Source organism: Streptomyces tritici, assembly GCF_048500665.1.
GTDB lineage: Bacteria > Actinomycetota > Actinomycetes > Streptomycetales > Streptomycetaceae > Streptomyces > Streptomyces tritici.
The window spans coordinates 4507845-4523393 of sequence record NZ_CP183183.1 but is presented as its reverse complement, the minus strand read 5'-3'; the positions used below and the strand labels follow the sequence as shown (position 1 = coordinate 4523393).

At 73.5% G+C, this 15549-nt stretch carries 16 protein-coding genes; 6 read left to right on the top strand and 10 right to left on the bottom strand.

The features are described from left to right. Positions 1-20: 20 nt before the first annotated feature. From ACNJ93_RS21170 to ACNJ93_RS21155, 4 genes are all read right to left on the bottom strand, one after another. Positions 21-626 (bottom strand): MarC family protein, encoded by a 606-nt coding sequence (locus tag ACNJ93_RS21170; protein ID WP_418958992.1) that lies wholly within the window; start codon positions 624-626, stop codon positions 21-23. Positions 627-851: 225 nt separating this feature from the next. Further along, positions 852-1712, bottom strand: a complete 861-nt coding sequence (locus tag ACNJ93_RS21165; RefSeq protein ID WP_418958991.1) for a PHP domain-containing protein — start codon at positions 1710-1712, stop codon at positions 852-854. Between the two features lie 150 nt (positions 1713-1862). Beyond that, positions 1863-2501 (bottom strand): DUF6758 family protein, encoded by a 639-nt coding sequence (locus ACNJ93_RS21160; RefSeq protein WP_418958990.1) that lies wholly within the window; start codon positions 2499-2501, stop codon positions 1863-1865. A 128-nt stretch (positions 2502-2629) separates the two neighbouring features. Beyond that, entirely contained in the window at positions 2630-3220 is a 591-nt protein-coding gene (locus ACNJ93_RS21155; RefSeq protein WP_418958989.1) for a suppressor of fused domain protein, read from the bottom strand. A 472-nt stretch (positions 3221-3692) separates the two neighbouring features. Between ACNJ93_RS21155 and ACNJ93_RS21150 the strand changes: the two genes are divergently transcribed. Together ACNJ93_RS21150 and ACNJ93_RS21145 are read left to right on the top strand one after the other, a co-directional pair. Beyond that, the gene (locus ACNJ93_RS21150) at positions 3693-4838 is read left to right on the top strand and encodes a magnesium and cobalt transport protein CorA (protein ID WP_418958988.1); all 1146 of its coding nucleotides are present in this window, start codon (positions 3693-3695) and stop codon (positions 4836-4838) included. A 46-nt stretch (positions 4839-4884) separates the two neighbouring features. After that, the gene (locus ACNJ93_RS21145; RefSeq protein ID WP_418958987.1) at positions 4885-5397 is read left to right on the top strand and encodes a hypothetical protein; all 513 of its coding nucleotides are present in this window, start codon (positions 4885-4887) and stop codon (positions 5395-5397) included. 27 nt (positions 5398-5424) lie between these two features. Here the strand turns inward: ACNJ93_RS21145 and ACNJ93_RS21140 are convergent, their stop codons facing one another. Further along, complete coding sequence (locus tag ACNJ93_RS21140; protein WP_418958986.1) at positions 5425-6183, bottom strand: hypothetical protein; 759 nt, start codon at positions 6181-6183, stop codon at positions 5425-5427. Positions 6184-6401: 218 nt separating this feature from the next. Between ACNJ93_RS21140 and ACNJ93_RS21135 the strand changes: the two genes are divergently transcribed. From ACNJ93_RS21135 to ACNJ93_RS21125, 3 genes are all read left to right on the top strand, one after another. Continuing rightward, positions 6402-7673: a magnesium transporter MgtE N-terminal domain-containing protein gene (locus tag ACNJ93_RS21135; protein ID WP_418958985.1), complete on the top strand. Its 1272-nt coding sequence runs from the start codon at positions 6402-6404 to the stop codon at positions 7671-7673. Between the two features lie 88 nt (positions 7674-7761). Then, on the top strand, positions 7762-8301 hold the full coding sequence (locus tag ACNJ93_RS21130) for a DUF1003 domain-containing protein (RefSeq protein WP_418961477.1): 540 nt from the start codon (positions 7762-7764) through the stop codon (positions 8299-8301). Positions 8302-8344: 43 nt separating this feature from the next. Then, the gene (locus ACNJ93_RS21125) at positions 8345-9478 is read left to right on the top strand and encodes an Mrp/NBP35 family ATP-binding protein (protein ID WP_418958984.1); all 1134 of its coding nucleotides are present in this window, start codon (positions 8345-8347) and stop codon (positions 9476-9478) included. Positions 9479-9580: 102 nt separating this feature from the next. On the opposite strand, the gene ACNJ93_RS21120 is transcribed toward ACNJ93_RS21125, so the two are convergent. The 5 genes from ACNJ93_RS21120 to sigE all read right to left on the bottom strand — a co-directional run bounded on the left by ACNJ93_RS21120 (position 9581) and on the right by sigE (position 14637). Further along, complete coding sequence (locus ACNJ93_RS21120) at positions 9581-10210, bottom strand: hypothetical protein (RefSeq protein ID WP_418958983.1); 630 nt, start codon at positions 10208-10210, stop codon at positions 9581-9583. Between the two features lie 104 nt (positions 10211-10314). Further along, positions 10315-10764 carry a sec-independent translocase gene (locus ACNJ93_RS21115; protein WP_418958982.1) on the bottom strand — a complete coding sequence of 150 codons (450 nt, stop codon included), beginning with the start codon at positions 10762-10764 and terminating at the stop codon, positions 10315-10317. 101 nt (positions 10765-10865) lie between these two features. Beyond that, positions 10866-12884, bottom strand: a complete 2019-nt coding sequence (locus ACNJ93_RS21110; protein ID WP_418958981.1) for a S1C family serine protease — start codon at positions 12882-12884, stop codon at positions 10866-10868. 56 nt (positions 12885-12940) lie between these two features. After that, positions 12941-13858 carry a zf-HC2 domain-containing protein gene (locus tag ACNJ93_RS21105; RefSeq protein WP_418958980.1) on the bottom strand — a complete coding sequence of 306 codons (918 nt, stop codon included), beginning with the start codon at positions 13856-13858 and terminating at the stop codon, positions 12941-12943. Beyond that, positions 13855-14637: an RNA polymerase sigma factor SigE gene (sigE, locus tag ACNJ93_RS21100; RefSeq protein WP_418958979.1), complete on the bottom strand. Its 783-nt coding sequence runs from the start codon at positions 14635-14637 to the stop codon at positions 13855-13857. The genes ACNJ93_RS21105 and sigE overlap by 4 nt, the downstream gene beginning before the upstream one ends. A 173-nt stretch (positions 14638-14810) precedes the next feature. Between sigE and ACNJ93_RS21095 the strand changes: the two genes are divergently transcribed. Beyond that, a complete protein-coding gene (locus ACNJ93_RS21095; protein WP_418958978.1) occupies positions 14811-15476 on the top strand; it encodes an O-methyltransferase in 666 nt (221 codons plus the stop codon). Positions 15477-15549: the final 73 nt, after the last annotated feature.

Genomic DNA, 15549 nt, shown 5'->3' with positions numbered 1-15549 from the left:
GTGGTGTGCGGGCGCGGGCGCTAGGCGCCCTGGATCACCTGGGTGACGCCGTTGATGATCTGCTGCACGGCGATGGCGGAGAGCATCATGCCGGCGAGCCGGGTGACGAGGACGACGCCGCCGTCCTTGATCAGGCGGATGATCACCAGCGAGTAGCGCATGGTGAGCCAGAGCACCACGTGCATGGCGACGATCGCGGACCAGACGGAGATCTGCGCGCCCGCGCCGTCGGCGTGCTGCACGGCGAGGATCACCGAGACGATCGCGCCCGGCCCGGCGAGCAGCGGCATGCCCAGCGGGACCAGGGCGACGTTGACGTCCTTGGTCTGCTTGGGCTCGTCGGTCTTGCCGGTGAGCAGGTCGAGCGCGATGAGCAGCAGGAGCAGACCGCCGGCGATCATCAGCGCCGGGACGGAGACGTGCAGGTAGGCCAGGATCTGCTGGCCGAGGATGCCGAAGACGGTGATGACGCCGAAGGCCACGGCGACGGCCTGCCAGGCCATCCGCCGCTGCACCTTGGCGGGCCGCCCGGAGGTCAGGGCGAGGAAGATCGGCGTGATCCCGGGGGGATCCATGATCACGAAGAGGGTCAGAAACAGCGAGCCGAAGACGGCGACGTCGAACACGGTGGTGGTGCCTTGCGGGAGGGGTGTACGTGAGCATGCGCGCGCCCTGGGGAGGACGCGGCCGGGGTGATGGGGATGAGCGGGGATCGGCGGTCCCGGGCGCGCGGGCGCACCGTACGGACGGACCGTACGGGCGGGAGCGCGCGGCCGGCGCCCGACACGCCCTGCGGGGCGTGGGGGCGGCGGGACGGGCCTTCAAGCCCGGGGGCCGCCGAGTGCCTGGGACTAGGCGCGTCCTCCGGTCCCGGGGACCGGGAAGGCGCCCGTGGCACGGCGGGTGATCTCGCCGTAGATCTCGGGGTCCGTGGTGAACTCGCCGAGGACGCAGGTCTTGCGGCTGCCGTGGTAGTCGCTGGAGCCGGTCGCGAGCAGCCCCAGCTCCCCGGCGAGGCCGTGCAGCCGCGCCCGGGTGGCCTCGTCGTGGTCCATGTGGTCGACCTCGATGCCGTCGAGGCCGGCGGCGGCGAGGCGGGCGATGGCGTCCTCGGGGACGACCTCGCCGCGCTTGACGGCGAGCGGGTGCGCGAAGACGGTGACGCCGCCGGCGGCCTTGACGAGGCGGATCGCGTCGAAGGGGTCGAGCTCGTGCTTCTCGACGTACGCGCGGCCGCCGTCGGCGAGCCAGTCGACCGTGAAGGCGCCGGAGACGTCCGGGACGACGCCCAGCTCGACGAGGGCCTCCGCGACGTGCGGGCGGCCCACGGAGCCGTCGCCGGCGATCCGGGCGACCTGCTCCCAGGTGACCGGCACGCCCAGCTCGCGGAGCTTGGCGACCATGGCGCGGGCGCGCGGCACGCGGTCGTCCCGGACGAGCTCGCGCTCGCGGGCCAGCTCGGGCTCGTCGGGGTCGAAGAGGTACGCGAGCATGTGCAGTCCGACGCCGTCGAGCCGGCAGGACAGCTCGGCGCCGGTGACGAGGGTGAGCCCCTCGGGCAGCGCGGCGAGGGCCTCGGCGTGTCCGCGGGTCGTGTCGTGGTCGGTCAGCGCGACGACGTCGAGACCGGCGGCGGCCGCGTTGCGCACGAGCTCGGCAGGGGTGTCCGTACCGTCGGAGGCCGTGGAGTGGGTGTGCAGATCGATGCGCACGGCGCGTGACTCCCACGGGGCTCGGGACGGACAGGGGACCGCTCCAGCATAACGGTCGAATCCACCCCGTCCGCCCATGCCGGAAGGCCCCCGGCGCCGGAGCGCGGGGGCGTGGGGACGGGGGGACGGGCCGCCGAGCCCGCCCGTCCCTCAGGACAGCAGCCGTGGCGTCAGGGCGCCGCACGGGAGGAGTTCGACCTCCGCGCCCGCGTCCCTGAGGTCGGTCAGGACCAGTTCGTCGTACATCAGCAGGCCCGACTGTTCGGGCCAGACGATGGCCCAGAGCCACATGCCGCGGGCCTCGCCCGCGAAGACGGCGCGGTCCGTCGGTGCGCCGTTGACGTGCCACAGCGGCGTCGGCCGGCCGGCGGCCAGGACCTTCGCCTGGGGTGGCTTGTCGACGTTCATGCCGGGGCCGGGGTCCGGCCCGTCCATGCCGGCGTAGCGCGCGCCGAGTCCGACGCCGAGTTCCTCCGCGACCAGCACCAGTTCGCCGATGCCGCCCAGCGGGCCGGGGCCGGAGCAGGCGACCGCGGTGGCGCGGCCTCCGCTCCTGTCGTCACCGGCGCTCGCGACCCCGGTGAACAGCCAGCCGACCGGCAGCGGCCACGGCATCCAGACCGGCACCTGGGCGCGGTGCACCGCGACCCCCAGGGCCTCCACACTGGGCGGGACCACCGGCTGGAGCGGGTGCACGGTTCCGTGCACGGCACACTGCCAGGAGTCGGCGAAGAGACCGGGCGCCCTGACCCGGCCACCACACTTCGGGCAACTGGGTTCGCCCCTCATAGGGCTCAACGGTGCTCCCCGGTCGGCGAGACGTCAAGGACGATCACCCTTCCGGAGTGCGGGAATCCGCCGAGTGACGTCATATCGCTCGCCCGTTCGAGGGATGACGGGGGCGGTCCGCCCCGCCGTCAGTCCAGCGTCACGGGCCGCCGCAGCGGGTCGCGCAGATCCGTCCCCTGCGCGAGCCAGCGCTCCTCCAGGGCCTGCGCCCCGTGCACCCGCTTCCACGCCGCCTCGTTCGGCGTCATCGGCAGCAGCGGCAGGAACCGCACGGGATCCATCGGCTCGTCCAGCTCCAGGTCCTCCACGAGCCCGCCCGGCTGCGCGACCAGCACGGAGGTGAACGGGGCCCCGGGCCACAGCGGTTCGCCCACGTCCAGCGAGGCGCCGGCGGCCACGACCACGCCCTCCACCTGCGGCGTGGCCGCCAGCACCGCCAGCGGCCGGAGCACCTTGTCGGTGTCCGCGAGCCCGGCCCGCACGGTCAGCACCAGTTCCGCCCGCGGCCCCTTCACCGGGTCGGCCAGCGTCGCCGTCGGGTCCGCCATCGGCTGCGCCGACATCCCCAGCGTCGCGTACCGCACCAGCCCGTCGTCGGCCGAGGTGAACCGGAGCACCTCGATCCGGTCCGTGCCGAGGAACGTCACCGCGGCCCGCGCGTCCGGTTCGCCGAGCGCCGTGAGCAACCGGGCCTCGACGAGAGCAAGAACTTCTCCCATGCGGCGAGCATAAAGCGCGTACGGAACGGGCAAAGGAAGGGATTGACCCTCTGTCGGCTGATAGTCTTGGCCGCTGGTCGGGTGTCCCGACTGCACGTCATCACGTCATCCCCCACGGGGGACCGGCCGGAGGAGGTGGGGCTGCGATGGATCGAAGTCGATCGGGTAGTACCAACCGCTCTTCCGCCCTGCCGCACCCGGGCCGCAGCGCCACCGTCGCCCCGGTGCGTCCCTCCCGCTGATATCGCGGGTCCCCCCGCGCCCCGTACGCGGGTACAGGCCACGGCCTGTCGCACGACGGAAGAGCATCTCGCCTTTGCCTGTCTGTAGCGAACGCCGTCACCGCGTCCCGAAGCGGTGCCGCCCGCTTTGCGGACGTAGGACCGGGCCCCGCAGCGCTCCCGCTCCTCGACGTCCTCATTCCGGGCAGTGCCACGTCTCGCCGACGGCCTCTCCGTGAAGGAGCCCGCCCATGTCGATGATCCGTGACCTGCGCGCAGCGGTCCGCCCGTCCCTGCGCACCTCCCTCCGCAAGACCGGTCCCACGTACGGCGCCGCCGCCACGCCCCCGCCGTACGACCCCACCCGCGACCCCTCCGCCTCCTCCGCCGTCGTCGACTGCGCCGTCTACCGCGACGGCCGCCGCGTCGAGGACCGCGCCTGCCTCACCCCGCGCGAGGCGATGCGCCGCGTACGGGACGGCGGCGGCTTCGCCTGGATCGGTCTGCACGAGCCGACGGAGGCCGAATTCGCGGGAATCGCTGCGGAGTTCGGGCTGCACCCGCTCGCCGTGGAGGACGCCGTCCACGCCCACCAGCGGCCGAAGCTGGAGCGGTACGACGACACGCTCTTCACCGTCTTCAAGACGATCCACTACGTCGAGCACGCCGAACTCACCGCCACCAGCGAGGTCGTGGAGACCGGCGAGGTGATGTGCTTCACCGGCCAGGACTTCGTCATCACCGTCCGGCACGGCGGCCAGGGCTCCCTGCGCAACCTGCGGCACCGCATGGAGGGCGAGCCGGAGCTGCTCGCCAAAGGGCCCTCCGCCGTCCTGCACGCCATCGCCGACCATGTCGTCGACGGCTACATCGCGGTCGCCGACGCGGTCGAACTCGACATCGACCAGATCGAGATCGACGTCTTCTCGCCGCCGGCCAAGGGCTCCCGGCGCGGCACCGACACCGGCCGGATCTACCAGCTCAAGCGCGAGGTCCTGGAGTTCAAGCGGGCGGTCTCGCCGCTGCTGCGCCCGATGCAGCTGCTGAGCGAGCGGCCGATGCGGCTGGTCGACCCGGACATCCAGAAGTACTTCCGCGACGTCGCCGACCACCTCGCGCGCGTCCAGGAGCAGGTCGTCGGCTTCGACGAGCTGCTGAACTCGATCCTCCAGGCCAATCTGGCGCAGGCGACGGTCACGCAGAACGAGGACATGCGCAAGATCACCTCGTGGGCGGCGATCATCGCCGTCCCGACGGCGGTCTGCGGCGTGTACGGCATGAACTTCGAGCACATGCCGGAGCTGAAGTGGGAGTACGGCTATCCGGCGGTGATGACCGGGATCGCGGTCGTCTGTTTCGCCATCCACCGCACGCTCAAGCGCAACGGCTGGCTGTAGCCGCCGCCGCCTCCTCCGCCCGGGGCGGGTCGCTAGGCTTCGTCCCATGACTGACGCGCTGCTCGGCCCCGCCCTCGTCGAGGAGGCCACGAAGAAGTCCGGCCTCATCTGGGTGAAGGGCTCGGCGCCGGCGCCCCGGGCCCTGTGGCACGTCTGGCACGACGGCGCCGCGCACGTCGTCGGCGACGGCCCGGGCGAGCAGCCGCTGCCCGGACTGGTCTCCGGGGGCACGGCCGAGGTGACCGTGCGCAGCAAGGACAAGGGCGGCCGGATCGTCGCCTGGACGGCGGCCGTCACGGAGCTCGCCCCGCGGTCGGAGGAATGGGACGCGGCCGTGGCCGAGCTGAAGGGCAAGCGGCTGAACGCGCCCGACGGCGAGGCGATGCCGGAGCGCTGGGCCCGCGAGTGCCGGGTGCTGCGGCTGACGCCGAGCGGGTCGAGCACCGACCTGCCGGACGGCTCGCTCGCCGCGGCGCCGCTGCCGACGGCCGCGACGACCCGCCGCGCGATCCCCGCCGGTCTGCCGAAGCTGCTGCTGAAGCGCCGCAAGCGGCGCTGAGCCGCCGCCGGGCCGGGTCTCCGGCCGTCAGGTCTTCGGGAGCTGCTTGCCGTAGTCGACGGTCTGCTCCTTCGCCGGCTCCGCCAGCGGGAAGTCCTTGTCCCACTCCGACAGCACCACCACGCCCGCTCCCCCGCCGCGCGCGAACTGCACGGGGTACGGCGTGCCGTCCAGGGAGACGTCGAGGGTGCCGCCCTCGCCCTGCTCGCCGCCCTTGACCTTGATCGTGCGGACGCCGCCGATGCGGTCCCGGTCGCCCTTGACGAGCTTGCCGTGCAGGCCCAGCAGCCCGTCGAGCAGCAGGTCCATGTCGGTGAAGCCGCGCAGCTGCTTGTACGAGGGGTCGCCCTGGGGAACCTTCACGTACTTGTCACGCAGTTTCCCCGCGGCCTCCTCGTCGGCCGGCCCGGGCGAGCCGCCCGGCTTGTCGTCGTGCGCCCAGAAGCCCGCGTCGGCCTTCAGGAACAGCGCCTCGCCGACCCGCAGCAGCTCGAAGGTGCTGTTCTTGGTGGTGACGGAGCCGGTCGCGCCGTTCTCCTTGAGCCGCATGTTGAGCTTGAACGTGCCGCCCTTGCTGACGAGCGTCCCCGAGAGCCGTACGGCCGCGGCCGCGTCCGCCGCCGACCTGGCCTTCTTCTCGATCGCCGCCGCGGAGAGCTTCCCGACCCCGTTGGTGCCCTGGTCCGGGTCCTCCGCGCATCCGCCGAGCAGCGCCGTCAGTCCGGCGCAGAGCACGACGGGGACGGCGGCCCTGCGGGTCCGCGTTGCCAGGGGGAGAGTGCTCACCGGCGCACTGCCTCTCGTCTGCCTGTGGAATTGCGTGTGGGGGGACGCCCGGACGCCTGCGGGGAAGGCGGGGCAGACCGCAGCGTACCTGTGCCGCTCGGGGCCCCCGGCAGGCAGCCGTACGGACTCGTTGCCGGAGCGCCATGGAACGGCACGGGCTAGCCTGAACCCGACATGGAGCAGCAATTCGGGACAAGAACGTGGAGGAGGCGCGCGGCATGGCGGGAGGCGCCCCCCGGATCTTCGTCTCGCACCTCTCCGGTTCCCCGGTCTTCGACCCCAACGGCGACCAGGTCGGCCGTGTGCGCGACCTCGTCGCCATGCTCCGCGTCGGCCGGCGGCCGCCGCGGCTGCTCGGCATGGTGGTGGAGGTGCTCAGCCGGCGCCGGATCTTCGTGCCGATGACCCGGATCACCGGCCTGGAGTCCGGGCAGGTGATCACCACGGGCGTGGTCAACATGCGCCGCTTCGAGCAGCGCCCGACCGAGCGCCTGGTCCTCGGCGAGCTGCTCGACCGCCGGGGCCGGCTGGTGGAGACCGGCGAGGAGGTCACCGTCCTCGACGTCGCCATCCAGCAGCTGCCGGCCCGCCGCGACTGGGAGATCGACCGCGTCTTCGTCCGCAAGGGCAAGGGCGGGGTGCTCAGCCGCAAGGGCGAGACCCTGACGGTCGAATGGTCGGCGGTCAGCGGCTTCTCCCTGGAGGAGGACGCGCAGGGCGCGGAGAGCCTGGTCGCGACCTTCGAGCGGATGCGGCCCGCCGACCTCGCCAACGTGCTGCACCACCTCTCCCCCAAGCGGCGCGCCGAGGTGGCCGCCGCGCTCGACGACGACCGGCTCGCCGACGTCCTGGAGGAGCTGCCCGAGGACGACCAGATCGAGATCCTCGGCAAGCTCCAGGAGGAGCGCGCCGCGGACGTCCTGGAGGCGATGGACCCCGACGACGCGGCCGACCTGCTCTCCGAACTGCCCGAGGAGGACAAGGAGCGGCTGCTCACGCTGATGCGCCCGGACGACGCGGCGGACGTGCGGCGCCTGATGTCGTACGAGGAGCGGACCGCGGGCGGCCTGATGACCACCGAGCCGATCGTCCTGCGCCCCGACGCCACCGTCGCGGACGCGCTGGCGCGGGTGCGCCAGCAGGACCTCTCCCCCGCGCTCGCCGCCCAGGTGTACGTGTGCCGGCCGCCGGACGAGACGCCGACCGGCAAGTTCCTGGGCACCGTGCACTTCCAGCGGCTGCTGCGGGACCCGCCGTTCACGCTGGTCGGCGCGCTGGTGGACAACGACCTGCCGCCGCTCGCGCCGGACACCCCGCTGCCCGCGGTGACGGGCTACCTGGCCGCGTACAACCTGGTCGCCGCGCCGGTCGTGGACGAGAGCGGCTCGCTGCTCGGCGCGGTCACGGTCGACGACGTCCTGGACCACCTGCTGCCGGAGGACTGGCGCGAGACGGACTTCCTCGCCGCGGAGGGGGTCGGGCGTGGCTGACCGGGACCGGGGACGCGAGTGGGAGCGCGAGCGGGCCGAACGGGCCGAGCGGGACCGGGAGCGCGCCGAGCGGGAACGGGAGCGCACCATGCCCCGGATCCGGCTCGACCTGCCGCGGGAGCGGCCGCTGCGGCTCTTCCCGGAGTACGACCCGGAGGCCTTCGGCCGGCTCTCGGAGCGGATCGCCCGCTTCCTGGGCACCGGGCGGTTCCTGGTCTGGATGACCCTGACGATCATCGTCTGGGTGCTGTGGAACGTGTTCGCCCCGGCGTCGCTGCGGTTCGACGAGTACCCGTTCATCTTCCTGACCCTGGCCCTGTCGCTGCAGGCCTCGTACGCCGCGCCGCTGATCCTGCTGGCGCAGAACCGGCAGGACGACCGGGACCGGGTCAACCTGGAGCAGGACCGCAAGCAGAACGAGCGGTCGATCGCGGACACCGAGTTCCTGACCCGCGAGATCGCGGCGCTGCGGATGGGCCTGGGCGAGGTGGCGACCCGCGACTGGATCCGCTCCGAGCTGCAGGACCTGCTCAAGGAGCTGGAGGACCGCGGGGAGGAGCGGCGCGGCGAGAAGCGGGATCTATTCCCGGGGGACGGCGACCGGCGGAGTGACGTAACCGACCGCTGACGGCCTTTCCAGGGCCGGTGGTCCGCGCCGTACCATCGTCGGTATGGCTACGGAAGACGCGGTGCTCGAAGCACTGGCGACGGTGAACGACCCCGAGATCAACAAACCGATCACCGAGCTCGGCATGGTGAAGTCGGTGGAGATCGCCGACGACGGCAAGGTCGCCGTGACGGTCTACCTCACGGTCTCCGGCTGCCCGATGCGCGACACGATCACCCAGCGGGTGTCGGAGGCCGTCTCCCGCGTGGAGGGCGTCACCGGTGTCGACGTCTCGCTCGACGTGATGAGCGACGAGCAGCGCAAGGAGCTGGCGGCGGCGCTGCGCGGCACGACCGCGGAGCGCGAGGTGCCCTTCGCCAAGCCCGGTTCGCTGACCCGCGTGTACGCGGTCGCCTCCGGCAAGGGCGGCGTCGGCAAGTCCTCCGTGACCGTGAACCTCGCCGCGGCGATGGCCGCGGACGGCCTGAAGGTCGGTGTCGTCGACGCCGACATCTACGGCCACAGCGTGCCGCGGATGCTGGGCGCGGACGGGCGTCCGACCCAGGTCGAGAACATGATCATGCCGCCGTCGGCGAACGGCGTGAAGGTGATCTCCATCGGCATGTTCACCCCCGGCAACGCGCCGGTGGTGTGGCGCGGCCCGATGCTGCACCGCGCGCTGCAGCAGTTCCTCGCCGACGTGTACTGGGGCGACCTGGACGTGCTGCTGCTCGACCTGCCGCCGGGCACGGGCGACATCGCGATCTCCGTGGCGCAGCTCGTGCCGAACGCCGAGATCCTGGTCGTCACCACCCCGCAGCAGGCCGCGGCGGAGGTCGCGGAGCGGGCCGGTTCGATCGCCGTGCAGACGCACCAGAAGATCGTCGGTGTCGTCGAGAACATGTCCGGGCTGCCGTGCCCGCACTGCGACGAGATGGTCGACGTGTTCGGCACGGGCGGCGGCCAGAAGGTCGCGGACGGCCTGACGCGGACCACGGGCGCGACCGTCCCGGTCCTCGGCTCCATCCCGATCGACGTCCGGCTGCGCGAGGGCGGCGACGAGGGCAAGCCGGTCGTGCTGTCCGACCCGGAGTCCCCGGCGGGCTCCGCGCTGCGGGCCATCGCCGGCAAGCTGGGCGGCCGCCAGCGGGGCCTGGCGGGCATGAGCCTGGGCATCACGCCGCGCAACAAGTTCTGACGCGTCCGCGGACGCGGAAGGGGCGCCCCGGGTCCTCCGGGGCGCCCCTTCGTCGTCGTACGGCGCCGTCAGGCGTACGGCTTCGTCGTCGTGCCGGTGCCGTCAGGCGTACGCGCCGAGGTCCTTCACCTGGGAGAAGCCGAGGCCGTACGCGCTCATCCCGCGCCCGTACGCCCCCAGGTGCACGCCCGCGGACGTCGTGCCCGCCAGCACCCAGCCGAACTCGGACTCGCGGTAGTGGAACGGCATCGGCACCCCGTCGACCGGCAGCGACAGCGAGGACCACTCGGGCCCCTCCAGGTCGTCCGCCAGCTCGAACGCGGCCTCGGTCTGCTGCTCCAGCCAGTCGTCCCGCAGCGTGTGGTCCAGCTGGCCGGGCCACGTGTACGCCAGCAGGCCGGAGCCGGCCAGCCAGGCGGCCGAGGACACCGTCGTGGCGTCCAGGACCCCCGTACCGTCGCCGGAGCGCCGTACCGGGCTCGCGGCGACCGTCACGACCACCGCGAAGCGCTCCTTCTCCGCGCCCCCGGCGTCCGTCTTTATCGTCGGCTCGTCACCGTGGCCCAGCGAACCGTGCTGGACGGTCCCGTCGGCGGCCGTGCCGACCTGCATCAGCCAGCGCGGCCCGGTGAAGGCCTCGTCGAGCCCGTACCAGGCGAACGGGGCGCGCAGGAAGCCCTCGGCCGTACGCCGGGCCGCGGGCACTCCCTCCACCCGACTCGTCGTCTCCATCTCCGGCCGCCTCCTCGATCGTTCGCGTCCGCATCGACGGACGACAGTCGAGGATATCCACCCCGCTCCGGCTGCCCGGGATTTGGCGGCCGAAGGGCGGGGTGTCAGGTGGCGTCGGGGTCGAACGAGGGACGCCCGCCGGCCTCGGGGGCGTCGTTCCTCTTCACCAGGTCCGGCTTCGAGCCGTTCACTGCGGGCACGGACGAGGGCTCCGGCACGGTGTCGCGGCCGTTGACCGCGTCGGCGACCTCGTTCATCTCCTTGCGGAGGTCGAAGGTGTCCCGGAGCTCCTTGAACTCGCTGAGCTCCCCGCCCTCCTTCGACAGCTGCTTGCGCAGGTACGTCTTGGGGTTCAGGTCCTCGAACTCGAAGTCCTTGAACTCGGGGCCCAGCTCGTTGCGGATGTCCTGCTTGGCGGTCTCGGAGAAGCTCCGGACCTTGCGGATGAAGCCGGCGACGTCCTGGATGACCTTGGGCAGCTTGTCCGGCCCGAAAATGAGCACGGCGAGGACAACGAGCGTGGCGAGCTCGAGTATGCCGATGTCGTTGAACACCTTGCTGCTCCTTCAGGAGGTCCGGGCCCGATCCAAGGTACCCGCCGAACCCGACGGCGCGGTACCTCGTGCCTGCCGCCGCGATGGCCGCCGCATGGCCATCAGGAATCCTGCGCGGAACCGAGGGTCAACGTGCGGGTCTGCTCGTCGCCGCCGCGGACCACGGTGAGGGTGAGCCGGTCGCCGGGCCGGTGGGCGCGGATCTTCACGATCAACTCCTCGCCGTTGTGGACGCGTTGTCCGTCGACCTTCGTGATGACGTCGCCGGGCCGGATGCCGGCCTTGGCGGCGGGGCCGCCGGGAGTGACGGACGGGGTGTTGTCCTTGCCCTTGTCCCCGACGCGCGCGCCGTCGCCGTCGTACTGCATGTCGAGGCTCACACCGATGACGGGGTGGGTGGCCTTGCCGGTGTTGATCAGCTCCTCGGCGACGCGCTTGCCCTGGTTGATCGGGATGGCGAAGCCGAGGCCGATGGAGCCGGACTGGCCGCTGGTCGGGTTCTCCCCGTTGCCGGCCGCCCTTATGGCGCTGTTGATGCCGATGACCTGCGCCTTTGAGTCGAGCAGCGGGCCGCCGGAGTTGCCGGGGTTGATGGGGGCGTCGGTCTGGAGGGCGTCGACGTAGCTGATGTCGCTGCCGTCGCCCTTCTCGCCGCCGGCGGTGATCGGGCGCTCCTTGGCGCTGATGATGCCGGAGGTGACCGTGTTCTGGAGGTCGAAGGGCGCGCCGATGGCGACGACCGGGTCGCCGACGCGGACGTTGTCGGAGTTGCCGAGCGGAAGGGGCTTGAGGTTCTCGACGCCCTTGACCCGGACGACGGCGAGGTCGTAGCCGCTGTCCTTGCCGACGAGGGTGGCCTCGGCGGTCTCGCCGCTGCTGAAGGTGACGGAGATGTCGCCGGAGCTGCCGGCCGGGTCGACGACGTGGTTGTTGGTGAGGATGTGGCCCTTGTTGTCGAGGACGAAGCCGGTGCCGGTGCCGGCGGAGCCGCCGCCCTTCACGTGGAGGGTGACGACGCCGGGCAGCGCCCGCGCGGCGATGCCGGCGACGCTGTCGGGGGCGCGGCCGATGTCCTGGGCCTCGGCCTGCGGGAGCTCGACGGTGGTGAGCCCGCCGGTGCGCTCGATGTACGCGCCGACGCCGCCGCCGAGGATGCCGGCGGCCAGCACGAGCGCGAGCACGCCGGCGCAGCCGACGCTGCGGCGCTTCCCCTTCCCCTCCGGGACCGGCGCCGCGGCCCCGGGCGCGCCCCAGGGGTCGTACTGCGCCCAGGGCGACGCGGGGGCGGCCGGTGCGGGCGCCGCCATCGCGGCGGGCGCGGGCGCAGGGGCCTGCATGGGGGCGGGCGCGGGGGCGGGCATCGGCGCGCCCTGCGGCGGCACGGGCCGCTGCACGGGCGGCGCGGGCGCCCAGGGCCCGGGCCCGCCGTAGGGCGGGGTGCTGTACTCGTCCGGCTGATGCAACGGCTGCCCGGCCCCCCGATACCCGTCACCGCCCGCGGCGGGGGCGGGCGCGGGCTGCGGGACGTCGGCGGCGGGCGCGGGGGCCGGGTGCGGGACGTCGGTGGCGGGCGCGGGCGCGGGGGCCGGGTGCGGGACGTCGGTGGCCGGGTGCGGGAGCTCGGCGGCGGGCTCGGCAGCCGGGTGCGGGACCTCGGCGGCCGGGACCGGGGCGGGGTCCGGCTGCGGGGCCGCGTCGGCGGGTGCGGCGCCCGCGTGCGGGGCGTCGACCGGTGCGGGCGCGGCCTGCTCGGGCGCGGGCTGTGCCGGCGCGGGCGCGGCCTGCTCGGGCGCGGGCTGTGCCGGCCCGGCCTGCGCGCTGCCGTCGGCGGACGGCGCGGGCTCCGGAGCGTCGGCGTTCGGCTGCGGGGGTGCGTCGGCCGGGGCCGTCGGTCCCACGGGGGCTGCCTGGTGAGCCGCGGCGGCCGGGGCCGAGGTGGGGGGCTCCTGATGCGTGCTCGGGGTGGGGGCGGCGAGGGTGAAGTCGCCGTCCCCGTCGGGGGCCTGTGCCGGCTCCGGGTGGGGCGGTATCACCGGGTCCGGCTCGGTGCCCTGTTCGGCCTTGTGCGCCGGGCGGCTCCACCACTTCGGCTTCCGGCCGGTGGTCTTCCCGTCTTCCATGCTCTCCCCGTCACAGCGTGTCCTGTCCCTGCCCCGAGGATTCAATCAGGTTCGGCTCAACGCCGGGACGGGAGCGGGTCGCTCGGCTGCGTCGGCGCCGTCAGACGGCTCGGCTCGGGGGTGGCCGTCGGAGGGTACACCGGGGTGATCGCCGGTGGGATCGCCGAGCCCGTGGGCCGTATCAGCGGCGACAGCACCAGCAGCGGCGTGACCTGCGGCTGGAACTGGAGGTTCGACGCCGCGTTCAGCCGGGCGTCGTTGAGCCGGGCCGCGTGCAGCCGCGCCGCGATCGACGGATCGGCCTGCAGCCGCGCCGCGTTCACCAGCATCGGGGCGGGCCGCTCCGCCGAGCGCGCCCCGCGGTCCTCGGCGACGCTCTGCGCACCGCCGCCGCTCCGCGCCGGCCGTACCGCCGTGCCCGCGCCCTCGCCGCGCGCGTTCGCCTCGACCGCCGCCTCCAGCGGCAGCGCCCCGCCGAGAGCGATCGCCGCGAAGGAGACCGCGCTGGCCGCCGCGAAGGCGAACCGGCGCCCGCGCCCCGCGCGGTCCTGGCCGGGCCGGCCGACCTCGTGGATCCGGAAGCCCGCGCGCGGGTCGACGACGGCCGCCGTGGCGAACCCGGCGCCCGGCGGCAGTCGCCGCACGTCGAACCCGCCGCCGAGGCCCTCGATGCCATCGGCGCGCTCGGCGCGCGCGGGCCCGCCGCCGTCACCGCCCAGGCCGCCCGGTCCGCCGGGCAGTCCTTGAAGGCGCGCCAGAAGCCCCTCGGACGGGGGCGGCGGCGCGGCCTGCGCGAACACGTTCTTCAGGCTGCGCTGCGCATCGGCCTCGGCCTTGCACCGGGGGCAGGTCGCGAGATGCGCGAGCACCCGCTCGCGCGCGTCATGACCGAGCTCGCCGTCGACGAGCGCGGCGAGCCGGTCCCCGAGGTGGTGCTCCACGGGGGTGGGGCCGGAAGGACTGGAGCTGGTCACGCGGTTCCGCCCTCCCAGCCGACGGCGGCCGCCGCGGTGGCCGGGTAGGCCGCGTACGCGCGCTCCGCCCGGGCCTCGGGCGAGCGGTGCTGCAGCGCCTTGCGCAGGTGCGACCGGCCGCGGTGGATCCGGCTGCGGACCGTGCCCAGCTTCACGCCGAGCGTCGCGGCGATCTCCTCGTAGGAGAGGCCCTCGATGTCGCAGAGGACGACCGCGGCGCGGAACTCGGGCGCGAGCGTGTCCAGCGCCTGCTGCACGTCCGCGTCGAAGTGGGTGTCGTTGAACGCCTGCTGCGGGGACGGCTCGCGGCTCGGCAGCCGCTCCGCCGCGTCGTCGCCGAGCGCGTCGAACCGGATGCGCTGCTTGCGGCGCACCATGTCGAGGAACAGATTGGTGGTGATGCGGTGGAGCCAGCCCTCGAAGGTGCCCGGCGTGTACGTGGACAGCGAGCGGAAGACCCGGACGAAGACCTCCTGGGTGAGGTCCTCGGCGTCGTGCTGGTTGCCCGTCAGTCGGTAGGCGAGGCGGTAGACCCGACCACTGTGCGTGCTGACGATCTCCTCCCAGGTGGGCGGAGTCCACGCCTGCGCATCCGCGTCCGAGGCGAAGGTCGCGGTGATGGGGGCGGAGTCGTCGGTGCGGAAACGGTCGGCGGTCTCGGTCACGGATTTCGGCTCACCCGCCGACCTGAGAAGACGCCGAAGCACTCCTCCCCGATCCACAGGCGCAGCCGCACCTCCCCTGTCGGCTCTGGTGGTGTCCAGTGGAGCCCCTACCATAGCCACCTCGTCCGTTAGCTCCGGATAAGAATCTTTACGCGAATTTGGGATCGTGGCGCAGCTCGCCGCGTGTGATGCCATCCCGCTCCCCCCGTTCTCGCGCTTCCCTCCCTGCCCCTTGTCAACGCCCGGTCCCATCTGCGGGTTCCCGCGCGCAGCGGATACAGTCACCGTTGCGCCAACTACGGGGACAGGAGAGGGCCATTACCGCCAACCGGCAGACGAGCTGGGCGTTCGCCGACGCCTTTGTCGCCGAGGACGAAGCGCTGCGCTGGGCCCGTGACCGGGCCCGGGAGACAGGGCTGCCCTCGGTGTCGCCGTCTACCGGCGCCGCGCTGCGGCTGCTCGCCGCGACGGCGGACGCGAAGGCGGTGGCCGAGATCGGCACCGGGACGGGCGTGTCGGGGATCTACCTGCTGCAGGGGATGCGGCCGGACGGCGTCCTGACCACGGTGGACCTGGAGCCGGAGCGGCAGCAGTTCGCGAAGACGGCGTTCCGTGCGGCGGGGTTCGCCGGGAACCGGGCGCGGTTCATCCCGGGGCGGGCGCTGGACGTCCTGCCCCGGCTCGCGGACGGCGGATACGACCTGGTGTTCTGCGACGGCGACCGGCTGGAGTGCCTGGACTATCTCGCTGAATCGTTGCGCCTGCTGCGGCCCGGGGGCCTGGTGTGCTTCGAGGGCATGTTCGCCGAGGGCCGCACGGTCGACTCGGCGGCGCAGCCGGCGGAGGTGCTGCGGGTGCGGGAGCTGCTGCGCGCGATACGCGAGAGCCAGGAGCTGCTGCCGTCGCTGCTGCCCGTCGGCGACGGGCTCCTGTGCGCGGTGAGGCGGGGCTAGCACGGCGCCACCTGGCCCGTACGCCTGCGCCCGCGCAACCGCCCTACGAACCGGCACCGCCCCGGCGCGACCT